Source organism: Polyangium jinanense (genome assembly GCF_028435365.1).
On sequence record NZ_JAGTJJ010000016.1, the window covers coordinates 94,135 to 106,079 of the forward strand.

Genomic DNA, 11,945 nt, shown 5'->3' on the forward strand with positions numbered 1-11,945 from the left:
CGGGTCGGACGATCACATTCGGGCTGTACGGTGTTCGTCAAAAGAAAAGAAATTCCTTGCCAACCGATGGCGCGGGAGCGAAAGATCCACGCATGCGCGCGCGTCTTCATCTTGGTACGACACTGGGTTTGATCGGGTTGGTAGGGGCGGTTTCAATCACGGGCTGCGCCGAAGGCGGGTCCGTGACGTCCGGAGGCACCATCACCGGCGGCACCGGCGGCTCCGGCAACTCGGGCGGCTCCGGCGGCTCGGGCGGCGAGGCCGGCGCGGGCGGCGCGGGCGGCGGCTCGGGATCGAGCTCGAGCGCGAGCGCGTCGAGCGGCTCGGGCGGCGCGGGTGGCGAGGCCGGCGCAGGCGGCTCCGGGGGGATGGGCGGCGCAGGCGGCGAAGGCGGCGGGACCGGCGGCGGCGGGACGGGCGGGGGGATGGTCGATCCATGCTCCATGGGCTGCCCCACAGGCACCTGGGACATCGACGGAAACCCGCTCACCGGCGAGCAGTGCGGCTGCGAATACCAGTGCACGCTGGTGAGCGCCGACAGCGACCCGATCGACGACCAATACAAGGACGACAACTGCGACGGTACGGACGGCGTCGCGGAGCAATGCATCTACGTTTCGGTGGGCGCGGGCAGCGACGCGAATGCGGGCACGCGGCAAGAGCCGATGCAGACGATCGCCGCGGCGATCCAGCAGGCGCAGGCCAAGGGAGTGCCGTCGGTCTGCCTCTCGGGCGAGATTTACAACGAGGCCGTGACCGTGGTCTCGGGAATCAGCATTTACGGCGGATTCGATCATAACAACGCCGATTTCCGTTTCCGGAGGACGTCCGCGGTGACGACCACGGTGAAGGCCGTGGGCACGGTGTTTTACGCGCCGCAAATCGACAAGGATACGCACATCGAGGGAATCTCGATCGAGGCCGCGACGCCGCAGGGCGCGAGCGAGAGCACGTACGGCGTGCGGCTCGGCGGCGGCGTCGGGCAGCTTTATGTGCGGTACAACAAGATGGTGATCGGCAACGCCAACAGCGGCGACGTCGGGGCGAACGGAACGGCGCACGCGCAGTCGCAGGCGCCGAACGGAATCAATGGGACGAACGGGGCAGCGGAGAACAACAACTCCGGCTTCGGCGGCGCGGCGCAGGTCTGCGACGCGCCCGGCGGAAAGGGCGGCGACGGCGGCGCGAATTCGTCCGCGGGGCAGAATGGCTCGCCCGGGAACGGCGGCGCGCCGGGCGGGCAAGGTTCGTCGGCGAACAGCTGCACGCCCGGCATCGGCGGCGCAGGGCCCACCGGTGGGACCGGTCAGAATGGCGACCCCTCCTCGCAAGGCGCGGCCGGCCTGGGTGGCAATTCACTCGGCAGCGTGATGGCCAGTCTCTATGTGCCGGCCCACGGCACCGACGGAGCAAACGCCCAGACGGCCAAGGGCGGCGGCGGCGGCGGCGGCGGCGGCGGCGGCAAGGGCGACGGGCTCTGCTTCGGCGAATGGGACAAGGGCGGCGGCGGCGGGAGCGGCGGCTGCGGCGGCAAGGGCGGCAACGGCGGCAAGGGCGGCAAGGGCGGCGGCGGCAGCTTCGGCGTGTTCGCCGCCTCCGGCAAGGTCGTGGTGTCCAAGAACGAGATCCAGACGGGCGCCGGCGGCAATGGCGGGCTCGGCGGCAATGGCGCGCTCGGACAGACGGGCGGCATCGGAGGGAACGGCGGCGGCAACAGCGACGACAGCGGCGCCGGCGGCAAGGGCGGCAACGGCGGCAAGGGCAGCGCGGGCGGCCCGGGCGGCGGCGGCGGCGGCGGCCCGAGCGCGTGCCTCGCCCGCGCCAGCGGCGTCACGTTCACGTACGAAGGCAATAGCTGCTCGACGGGCGCGGTCGGCCTCGGCGCGAACGGCGGGACGAACCCCGAGGGCGGCGTGGGCGGCAAGGGCCAGAACGGCACGTCGGGCCTGAACATCCAGATCAACTGAAGCCACGCGCCTCGCGTGAGGCAACGAAATGGGGCGGTCCGTACGCGGTCCGCCCCATTTCGTTGGTACGCTCTCGTTTCCTCTTGCGTCGCCGGCCTCTGAACGGTACGGACGGCGGGCAATGGCCATCGAGATCGTCGAGCTCGGCGAGAAGGACAAGAAGCGGCGGCGGGATTTCTTGGACGTCGCGCGGGACATCTACGCGGACGATCCCGTCTGGGTGCGTCCCCTCGACATGGAGGTCGAGGACCGGCTCGACCGGAAGAAAAACCCGTTCTTCGATCACGGCGACGCGCAAGCGTTCGTCGCCTACCGGGACGGGCGCCGTGTCGGGCGTATCACGGCCCAGATCGACCACACGCACCTCGAGCGGCACAAGGACGCGGCCGGGTTCTTCGGGTTCCTCGATACGATGGACGACCCGGAGGTCGCGCGGGCCCTGCTCGAAAAGGCCGCGGACTGGAACCGCGCGCGGGGGATGAAGCTCCTCCGCGGGCCGATCTCGCTCAACATCAACGAGGAGCTCGGCTGCCTCGTCGAGGGCTTCGATACGCCGCCGATGATCATGATGCCCCATCACCGGCCCTACCAGGGCGGGCTCATCGAGCAGGCAGGCCTGAAGAAGCTCAAGGATTTCTATGCGTGGTCGTACGACGTCGGCTCGGTGCCGACGCGTGCGCAGAAGGCGTACGACGAGATCCTCAAGATGCCCGAGGTGACGGCCCGCCACTTGGACCCGAAGCGTTTCGGCGAAGAGGTCCGCGTCCTCATGGACATCTTCAATGATGCGTGGAGCGACAACTGGGGCTTCGTGCCGCTCTCGGAGCGCGAGCTCGCCAAGATGGCGGCCGACATGAAGCTCATCCTGTTCCCCGAGATCACCTACCTCGTCTCGATCGACGGCGAGCCGGCCGCGGTGGCGCTCGCGCTACCGAACCTCAACGAGGTGATCCACGATTTCGACGGAAAACTCTTCCCGTTCAACGTGGCGAAGCTCCTTTATCGGCTGCGCGTGAAGGGGCCGAAGAGCGCGCGGCTCATCATCCTCGGCATCAAGAAGAAGTACCGGCACGTGCGCAAGTACGCGGGGCTCTCCGCGTTCCTCTACGTCGCCATGAACCGCGCAGCGCACCTGCTCGGCCTCGAGCGCGGCGAGCTCTCGTGGACGCTGGAAGACAACGCGGCCATCAATGCCGGTATCCGGCTGATGGGCGGGCGCATTTACAAGAAATATCGCGTCTACGAGCGCGAGCTGTGAGCAGAATGGGCCCCGTGCTCACCGAAAAACACTTTGACGGGGCGATAGGTACTCCGTAAAATCCGCACATGCGTTCTCGTGTGCTCGCCCTTACCCTCGCCGGGTGCGGGACGTGGCTCGGCTCCGCGGGCGTCAGCATGGCGGCCGAGCCCGAGGCGCGAGGGTCGGGGGCGACGACGGCGACGGCGCCCGCAGGCCGCGGGGCGGTCGTCGTGGCGATCGGGAGCGGCGTGGAGGCGGCGGCAAAGCCGCTCGCGCGCGAGATCTACCGGGACGAGGCGCTCCGGCCGAGCCTCGATGATCGGGCGGCGCGCGTGCTCGCCGGCGAGGCCGTCGCGGCGGATGCGCCCGCCAAGGAGCGCGAGCTCGCCGAGGTGCGGAGCGCGCTCACGACGAACGACGACGCTCCGAGCCGGAGGCTGCTCGCCTCGCTCGGAGCGGAGCAAAAGGCCGAGATCGTGGTCGCCGTGTCGATGGCCGGAGATCGCCCGGTCGCGCGGGTGCTCCGCGTGGGAACGGCGCGTTACGAGTCGATCGAGCTCGGGCCGACGATCGAACGAAGCGAGGCCGGGGAGATTCGCTACACGTGGCCGGGCGCCGCGGCGACGTTGCGCAAGCTCGTGATCGTGCCGCAAGCCGCGGCTCCGGCGCCGCTCGCGCCGAAGCAAACCAGCACGAAGGCCCCGGCGAAGCCGGAGGAGCCGACGCCGAAGCCGTTCTACAAGTCGGCCTGGTTCTGGGGGCCGGTCGGCGCGATCGTGGCCGCGGGCGCCGCGGTGCTGATCACGTCGAAGGTGACGGAAGACTCGACGGGCATGGTCCGGCTGAGAGGGCAGGTCGCACCGTGAGGGTGTGGTCCTCGGCGCTCGCGCTCGTGCCGGTCGCGTCGTGGCTCGTCGCCCCGAACGCGTTCGCCGCGCCGCGCCCGCAGGACGCGCCGGTCGTGACCGATCCACGCGCGGCCGTTCCCGCGCGCCCCACGGGATACCTGGAGCTCCAGGAAGCAGGCCTCACGTTCGCCTACCACCCGTCCGCGCACGAGCGCGTGCGCGCCGCGATTCCTGCGGTGCTTCGGGCGCGAAAAACCATGAGCGAGCTGCTCGGCCGCGAGGTCCTCGGCGCGGTGGAGATTCGCGTGGCCGCGGTGCCCGAAGAAGTGCGCTCGCTCGGCCCGATGGAGGACGTGCCCGGGTATGCGCCGGCGCTCGCCTTCTCGAAGCAGGGGCTCGTGGTGACGAGCCTCGGCTCGCATCGATCCCTCGAGCCAACGGATCTCGGCGTGGCCCTGCCGCACGCGCTCGCGCACGTGGCGCTCGACGAGGCGCTCGACCACAAGCCCGCGCCGCTCTGGCTGCACGAGGGCTTCGCCGCGCACGTGGCCGGCGAGGCCTCGGCGATCCGCGCGCAGTCGCTCCTCCTCGCCACGCTGCAACGGCGCCTGCACGGGATCGCGGCGCTCGAAGGAGGCCTGCCGGCCGACGCGCCGGAGACGTCGCTCGCGTATGCGCAGGCCGCGGATCTGGCGCGGTTCCTGACGGACAAACCTCACCGGGCGGCGTTCGTGGGCGCGCTCGAACGGGCCCGGAGCGGCGAGCCGTTCGAGCAGGCGCTCGCGGCCGCGCAGGAAGCGCCCCTCGCGCAGATCGAGCTCGCGTGGCGGCAGGATCTCGCGCGGCGGTACGGCTTTTTGCCCGTGTTCCTCGCGGGGATCGGCGTCTGGACGCTCGGCGTGCTGGTCCTCTTCGCGCGGCGCGTGGTCGAGCGTCGCCGCGCGGCAGCGACGCCCGCGCCCCGCAACGAGCCGCGGCCCCTCGCGATCGAGCCCGCGCCCCTTTCGCCCCCGCGCCCACGCCCGCGGCCCGCACCCGCGCCGCTCCTCATCGAGCGCATCGACAACATCGACGCGGAGCGCGAGCGCGAGGACATCGGCAAGGCGTTCCCGCCGGAGGCCGAGGTGCCCAAGGTGGAGCACGACGGCGACTGGTACACGCTGCATTAGGGAGAGCGCCGATCGGCGCTCTGCGAGATCGCGAAGCGAGATCGCCTCGGGGGGTGAATCGGCCGGGCTTTGCCCGGTCGAGAGGGGGACGCGAGGCGTCCCCCTCGGGACTAGGGGAAGACGCGCGTCCGCAGGTATTCCGCCACCTGCGCGCCCAGCACCTCGCCGGCGCTGCGTAGACGCCCACCGCTCGAAGGGTTCGTCATCGTGGCGGGCACGACGGCGCGGAACTCGAGCACGTCGAGCCGTTGCGGCCCTGGGCCCCAGATCTCCAGCGTCATCCGCACCTCCGAGGGCCGCGCCGCGACGTAGGCGTAAAAACCCGGCTCGATGAAGGTGACCACGGGCCGCACCACGAACGGGCTCGGCGCGGGCACGGACACGAACTGGACCTCGGGCAGCTCCTCGGTGAGCTCCCGGCCGAATTCGCTGGCGAACGCCCGCTTGTCCTCGTCCCAGCTCGACTGCTGCTCCGCGTCCTTCGACGCCTGGTACTCCGCCTCGCTCTTTTCGCCGATCCGGACCCCCTCGAAGTGCACGGGCTCCACGGCGAAGCTTCGCTGGTTCACGAACGGATTCGGCACGGCCTTCGCCACCACGGTCCACGGCGGCCCACACGCGACCGTAAAAAGCGACAGGAGACACGCCAAAAACCACGGCCGCGTCGAGATCATCGCCGTCATGCCAGAACCCCCGTATCCGCTTTCGCGACGGTCGATTAGTATCACTCCGCCATGGAGGTCGTCACGGTTTGTCCCTTCCGGGTCGCGTCGCTGCTCTGGCAGCCACGACGCGGCGGGTGGGTCCTCACGGTCGTCTGCAAGGCCACGTACGACCTCGCGCCCGTTCAGTCGCGCCTCGCCGCGAACCAGGACGATCCGAACGAGGACGACAACCACTGGAACGACGATCCCGCGCGCAGCGTGTACTCGCCGAGTGATCTCGTTCCGTTCAAGGTGCGCGCCGACGTCGTGCTCGTGGGCAACGCGTTCGCCCCGCGCGGCGAAGCGTCCCGGTCGATCCTCACGCGCCTCGTCGTCGGCGGGATCGACAAATCGATCGAGGCCTTCGGCGAGCGCGTGTTCGGCCCGGACGGCGCGGTGCGCGAGACGAACCGCGTGACGAAGGTGCCGCTGCGCTACGAACGCGCGACGGGGGGTCCAGACACGCTGAACCCGGTGGGCATCCGGCCCGACGCACAGCCGGACGCGTACGGCGTCTCCCCCGTGCCGAACTTGCAGCCGCCGGGGCTGCTCGTGCAGAGCCGCGCGGACGTGATCCCCCCGATCGGGTACGGCCCGATCGCGCCGACGTGGCCGGGCCGGATGGAGGCGCTCGGCGCGCACGCGTCGTCGTTCTCGCAGCAGATCGTCCGCGAGCAGCCGGTGCCCGACGACATCGATCCCGCGTACTTCGACTGCGCCCCGCGCGATCAGCAGCTCGACGAGCTGCGCGACAACGAGCGCATCGTGCTCGAGAACCTGCACCCGCAGCACCCGCGGATGGTGACGAGCTTGCCGGGGCTGCATCCACGCGCCTTCGTGGTCCGGCCGGGCGGAAACCCGCAGGACCTCACGATGAAGTGCGACACGCTCTGGATCGACACGGACCGGGCGCAATGCACGCTGACGTGGCGCGGGCAGATCGGTCTCGACAGACCACACGGGCTCGGGCGCGTGGTGGTCGCGATGGAGGAGCCGGGGCAGCGGCTCACGTGGGCCGATGTTGAGCGTCTGCTCGTGGCGAGCGGGCAGGCGAGCGAGCAGCTCCCGGAGACGCCGTCGGAAGCGCCCGCGCGCCCGACGCCGCCCCCGGGCAAACCGCATCGACCGGCGACCGTGCCGTTCCTGCGGCCCGACGTGGCGGGCGACATCCCGGCCAAACCACCGTCGCCGTCGCCTGCGGTCTCCGCGCTCAGCCAGATGAGCGCGCCGCGCGCGGACAACGCGTTGCCGCAGCCCCGCGTCGCGCCCGCGGGCGGCCTGCCGTTCATCACGCCGAAGAACGTGGCGCCCGCCGCGAGCACGCCGCAGCATCCGCCGGCCGATCGTCCGCAGCCCGGAGACGCCGCGCCGCCGTGGCTCTCGGCCGCGCGCAAGTCGCCTGCGAGCGTCCCCTCGCCGGCCGTGCCGAACGCGACGCCGTTCGCGCCCGCCGCCACGCCGTCCCAGCCGCCGCCCGCGACGCCGTTCACGCCGCCCGCCGCGCAGCCGTCCGTGCCGCCGCCGCCTCCGCCCGCGCGTGTCCCGCAGGCCGCTCCCTCGCCGAACCCCTCGCCGCTCGACAGCCCCTGGGCAAACCCGTCCGCGCGCCCAGGCGGAGGCGAGAACATCTCGACGCCGACCGTCGGCAGCATGGCCGCGAGTTTGTCCCCGCCGAGCCCGATCACCCCGACGGCGACCGCGATGGCCGCCGCGGGCCTCGCCGGTGCGGCCGCCGTCGCCGCGTTCTCCAGCGCCTCGCAGGCCACACCCCCGCCGCCCGTCGCCGTCGCGAACGCCGCGACTGTCGGCGCCGCCGCGGCCTCGAATGCGGCCGCCGCCGCGGGCCAGTGGTCCACGCCGAGCGACAGCTCTCCCTCGCCCTCGCCGGCCGTCTCACCGCGCCCGTACACGCATCGCGGCCCCGTGCGCGACGTCGTCGACCTCATCTGGTACGACCCGAAGGCCGCGCCGAAGATGCGCGAGCACCCGAACTGGAAGCTCCTGCTCGACAAGAAACCCGAGCCGCGCGACCTCGACTTCGACGACGAGCCGCCGCCCGAAGAGCCGCCCGACGTCCGTGATCGCAAGGACGTCTTCGCCGTGCTCACGCGGGGCGTGACGACCGACGCCGAGGGCATCCAGGAGGCCATCGCCGACGCCGTCGCCGACGACGGCACCTTCACGCCGCCGCTCGTGCTCGTCTCGGCCGAGCTCACCTTCCCCTTCGACGAGCTCGAGACGCTCAAGGCCACGGTCACCGCCGTCTCGCCGCTCATCGCGGGCGACAAGAAGCTCAAGGAGACCGTCGACACGGTGAACGAGCTCTTGAAGACGCCGTGGCTGTCCTCCTCGAGCGGCGTCGCCGAGCGGCTCACGCAGCAGGTGAAGGACGCCTTCGCGCAAGGCAACCGCATGCTGCCGCCGAGCTACCTCGACTCGCACACCGAGCGGATGCTGCTCGAGCAGCGGCACTATCAGAAACGCACGGTCTTCGGCGAGCCCTGGATCCGCAGCGTCCTCGTGCCCCCGGGCTCGCCGTCGGCGATGCCCGCGTACCTGCCCGAGAGCCTCACGAAGAAGCTACCGATGTTCCAGCGCTTCAAGGCGCGCATCGTGGCCGAGGCGCACATGCAGCAGGACGAGTACGAGAACCATCCGGCCGCGCTCAAGGTCGTCGCCTTGGGCCGCGTCGTCAGCTTGCAACGACGCGGCTTCATGCGCTGACGTCAGAGCTTGCCGGTCATCGCGTCGAAGCGCAGCCGCCAGACCTCCACGACGGCCTCGGCGAAGATGCTGCGGCTCATCTTGGAGTGACCCGCGCGCCGATCGACGAACACGATCGGCACTTCGGTCACGCGCAGGTTTTTCCGCAGCGCGCGGTACGTCGTTTCGATCTGAAACGAGTAGCCGTTCGAGCGCAGCGTCTCGATGTCGATCGCGAGCAATGCGCGACGTGTAAACGCCTTGAAGCCCGTGGTCAGGTCGCGGATCGGCACGCCGAGGATGCTCCGCGCGTAGAGCGAGCCACCCTTCGAGAGCACGTGCCGCCCTGGCCCCCAGCCGACGACGCCGCCGCCGGGCACGTTGCGCGAGCCGAGCACGACGTCCGCGCCCTCCTCGATCGCCCGGAGAAACGCGGGCAGGTACTTCGGATCGTGCGAGAGGTCCGCGTCCATCTCGACGACGACGTCGTAGCCGAGCTCGAGCGCGCGCCGAAAGCCGTCCACGTAGGCCGTCCCGAGCCCGAGCTTGCCCGGACGATGCAGCACGGTCGTGCGCGGGTCCTCGGCGGCGAGCGTGTCGGCGACGGCGCCCGTACCATCGGGCGAGGCGTCGTCCACGACGAGAACGTGCGCTTCGGGGACGACCTCGAGCACGGAGCGCACGAAGCGCGGGAGGTTGTCACGCTCGTTGTAGGTCGGCGTGACGACGAGAATCCGCGGGGCCATTCGAGCTCGTGTGCTCCCCGACGCACGGAGAGGCGTGGGGTCATGTAGCAGAAAGGGAGCGTCAGCAGGAAGCCTTGTCGGCTCCAAATCTCGAAGTTACGTTTCGTTGCCCTACCGGATCGTGCGGGTACCGGCGACAGGCGCCAACGGCCCGGCGGAGTAACGAGGCACCATGGCTAGCAAGAACGTCCACACCTTCACTGAAGCGAATTTCGAGTCCGAGGTCCTGAAGTCCGACGTCCCGGTGCTCGTGGATTTCACCGCCACCTGGTGCGGCCCCTGCAAGGCGCTCGCCCCCATCGTCGACAAGCTCGCCGACGAGTACCAGGGCAAGGTGAAGGTCGGGAAGCTCGACATCGACGAGAACCCGAAGGTCACGGCGAACTACGGCGTCCGCAGCGTGCCCACGGTGATCGTCTTCAAAGGCGGCGCGAAGGCGGGCTCGCACGCGGGGCTGACGAGCAAGGAGAAGCTCGTCGCGCTCCTCGGCGTGTAAGACGAGCCACCGAAACCTGACGAACGTACGAGCGCGGCCCCTCGGAGCACGAGGGGTTCGCGCTCGCGTCTTTTCGCGGCTCCATTTTCCTCGTAGAGCTTGGCTCTCGTGGACGCCGAACTCCGACAAAGCCTGATCGGCCGGGTGCTTCATGGCGCCCAGGGCGTCCGTTACGAGATCGGCGAGCTCGTCGGCGAAGGTCGATCCGGCTGGGTCTTCAAGACCACGAGCGAGCACCTCGGCGCGCCCGTCGCCGTGAAGGTGTTTCGGCCCGAGCTCGTGGATGGAGCGGCGTCGCTCACGCGGTTCGCCCGCGAGGCGACCTTCCTCCACCGCGCTCTCGCGTCGCTCACGGATCGTCGCGGGCTCGCGCACGTGCTCGATCACGGCACGATCGAAAGCCCACGCGGCGCGCTGCCGTGCCTCATCCGCGAGTACCTGCCGGGGCAAAACCTCGCGCGGGTGATCGCCGCGCACGGCGGCTTCGGGCTGCCCGCGGCACGCGCGCGGCGCATCATGGGGCACGTGGCCCGGGGGCTCTTCGCCTCGCACGAGGCGGGCTGTGTGCATCGGGATCTGAAGCCCTCGCACGTGCTCATCGCGCAGGAGCGCGGCCAGGAGACGGCCCGCATCACGGACGGGTTCGTCACGCATCTCGGTCCCCAGGATCCGATGGATCCGCCGAACTTTCTCTACGGCGCGCCCGAGAGCTTCGGCCAGGTGCAGGGGCCGTTCGGGCCCGAAGCGGACGTGTACTCGTTCGCGGCCGTGTTGTACGAACTTCTCTGCGGGACCGCGGCGTTCGCGCCGAAGTCGGGCGAGCCGAAGCCGAAGGCGATCCTGCGCCTCGTGACGGGCGACCGGCCGCAGCTCGGCCGCGTGCGCGCGACGCTCCCGGCGGAGCTGCGGGATCGGCCGGATCTCGTGGTCGCGCTCGACCGCGAGATCGGCCGCGCGACGAGCACGAATCCGAACCAACGGCATGGATCGATCCGGGAGCTCTGGCTCGCGCTCGAGCCGCTCCTGCGCGAAGCGGTACGGCCGACCGCGAGCGGCGGGAGCGCGCCGGACGAGCCCGTGAGCTTCGACTCGGTCTTCCCGCGATCCACCGAGGGCGCGCGCCTCGCCGCCGCGATGCCCGTGCCGCCGCCCTCGGCCGCGCCCGTCGCCGCGCCGATGCCCGCGTGGGAGATGCTCGGCCCCGCGATCGCGGGCGAGCGGCTGCGCGCGGCGATGGTCGTCGAGGACGGCCGCGCGATCGTGGCGCTCGGCACGCGGGGCCTCTATCGGCTCGCGCACGGCGCGTGGTCTTTGGCGCCGCTGCCCGCGGGGCTCGACGTGCGGGCCGTGCGAGGTCTGTCGCGGCTTCCCTCGGGCGAGCTTCTTCTCTTCGGGGATACCGGGCTCTGCGCGGCCCTCTCGCCGCGCAGCGGGCTGCGGCGGATCCCGCTCCCGGAGCACGATCTCACGCTGCTCGCGGCGCACGCGGACGATCGGGGGATCGTGCTCGTCGGCGAGCGCGCCTCGCGACCGGGCGGCGTGGTGCTCTTCTTGCCGAACGAAGGCGCGAAGGCGACGCTCGCCGCGCCGGACAACGCGCGCTTCGCGGGCGTGACGCGCACGAGCAGCGGACACGTGATCGCGGTCGGCATGCAAGGCACGCTCGTGGAGATCAGCGAGCGCGGCGCGCGTGACGTGCCGTGGGGGCGCACGGGGCACCTCTACGCGGTCTCGGCGGGACCGGGCGGCGTCGCGTACGCGGTGGGCAGCGGGGGACATGCGCTCCGCGTCGAGCCTGGGCACGGCGGCGCGGTGGCGACGCTCGAGAGCGTGCAGACGACGCGGGATCTCGTGGGTGTCGCGGTCGATCCTTTGACGGGCGGCGCGTGGGCCGTGGGCGCGGACGCGCGCCTGCTCCAACGGCAGGAGGGCGGGTGGATCCGCGTCCCGCTCGATCCGTCGGTCACGAGCGGGCTTTTGCTGGTCTGGCCCCGCGCGCCGCGGATCCTCGTGGTCGCCGAGGATGGATCGGCGTTCTGCTGCTACGCGGGGGGCTGAGCGGAGGCGGTCGC

The 11,945-nt window shown here is 71.1% G+C and carries 9 protein-coding genes; 7 read left to right on the plus strand and 2 right to left on the minus strand.

Annotated elements, in window-relative coordinates:
- The first annotated feature begins 182 nt into the window (after positions 1 to 182).
- The 4 genes from KEG57_RS25180 (at position 183) to KEG57_RS25195 (ending at position 5,224) form a co-directional block, all read left to right on the plus strand.
- Positions 183 to 1,967 (plus strand): PE-PGRS family protein, encoded by a 1,785-nt coding sequence (locus tag KEG57_RS25180; protein WP_272425558.1) that lies wholly within the window; start codon positions 183 to 185, stop codon positions 1,965 to 1,967.
- A 121-nt stretch (positions 1,968 to 2,088) separates the two neighbouring features.
- Complete coding sequence (locus KEG57_RS25185) at positions 2,089 to 3,225, plus strand: hypothetical protein (RefSeq protein ID WP_272425559.1); 1,137 nt, start codon at positions 2,089 to 2,091, stop codon at positions 3,223 to 3,225.
- 68 nt (positions 3,226 to 3,293) lie between these two features.
- Entirely contained in the window at positions 3,294 to 4,073 is a 780-nt protein-coding gene (locus tag KEG57_RS25190; RefSeq protein ID WP_272425560.1) for a hypothetical protein, read from the plus strand.
- On the plus strand, positions 4,070 to 5,224 hold the full coding sequence (locus KEG57_RS25195; protein WP_272425561.1) for a peptidase MA family metallohydrolase: 1,155 nt from the start codon (positions 4,070 to 4,072) through the stop codon (positions 5,222 to 5,224). The genes KEG57_RS25190 and KEG57_RS25195 overlap by 4 nt, the downstream gene beginning before the upstream one ends.
- A gap of 110 nt (positions 5,225 to 5,334) precedes the next feature.
- On the opposite strand, the gene KEG57_RS25200 is transcribed toward KEG57_RS25195, so the two are convergent.
- Entirely contained in the window at positions 5,335 to 5,907 is a 573-nt protein-coding gene (locus tag KEG57_RS25200) for a hypothetical protein (RefSeq protein WP_272425562.1), read from the minus strand.
- Positions 5,908 to 5,958: 51 nt separating this feature from the next.
- Between KEG57_RS25200 and KEG57_RS25205 the strand changes: the two genes are divergently transcribed.
- Positions 5,959 to 8,652, plus strand: a complete 2,694-nt coding sequence (locus KEG57_RS25205; RefSeq protein ID WP_272458847.1) for a DUF2169 family type VI secretion system accessory protein — start codon at positions 5,959 to 5,961, stop codon at positions 8,650 to 8,652.
- Between the two features lie 2 nt (positions 8,653 to 8,654).
- Here KEG57_RS25205 and KEG57_RS25210 read toward each other — a convergent pair whose 3' ends face one another.
- On the minus strand, positions 8,655 to 9,377 hold the full coding sequence (locus KEG57_RS25210; protein ID WP_272425564.1) for a polyprenol monophosphomannose synthase: 723 nt from the start codon (positions 9,375 to 9,377) through the stop codon (positions 8,655 to 8,657).
- A gap of 172 nt (positions 9,378 to 9,549) precedes the next feature.
- Here KEG57_RS25210 and trxA point away from each other — a divergent pair, with 172 nt between their 5' ends.
- Positions 9,550 to 9,873: a thioredoxin gene (trxA, locus tag KEG57_RS25215; protein ID WP_272425565.1), complete on the plus strand. Its 324-nt coding sequence runs from the start codon at positions 9,550 to 9,552 to the stop codon at positions 9,871 to 9,873.
- 108 nt (positions 9,874 to 9,981) lie between these two features.
- Entirely contained in the window at positions 9,982 to 11,931 is a 1,950-nt protein-coding gene (locus tag KEG57_RS25220) for a serine/threonine protein kinase (protein ID WP_272425566.1), read from the plus strand.
- Positions 11,932 to 11,945: the final 14 nt, after the last annotated feature.

Bases quoted from the DNA above. Each gene is read 5' to 3' on its own strand.
- KEG57_RS25185 (WP_272425559.1), top strand. From the start codon at position 2,089: ATGGCCATCGAGATCGTCGAGCTCGGCGAGAAGGACAAGAAGCGGCGG.
- KEG57_RS25190 (WP_272425560.1), top strand. From the start codon at position 3,294: ATGCGTTCTCGTGTGCTCGCCCTTACCCTCGCCGGGTGCGGGACGTGG.
- KEG57_RS25200 (WP_272425562.1), bottom strand. From the start codon at position 5,907: ATGACGGCGATGATCTCGACGCGGCCGTGGTTTTTGGCGTGTCTCCTG.
- KEG57_RS25205 (WP_272458847.1), top strand. From the start codon at position 5,959: ATGGAGGTCGTCACGGTTTGTCCCTTCCGGGTCGCGTCGCTGCTCTGG.
- KEG57_RS25210 (WP_272425564.1), bottom strand. From the start codon at position 9,377: ATGGCCCCGCGGATTCTCGTCGTCACGCCGACCTACAACGAGCGTGAC.
- trxA (WP_272425565.1), top strand. From the start codon at position 9,550: ATGGCTAGCAAGAACGTCCACACCTTCACTGAAGCGAATTTCGAGTCC.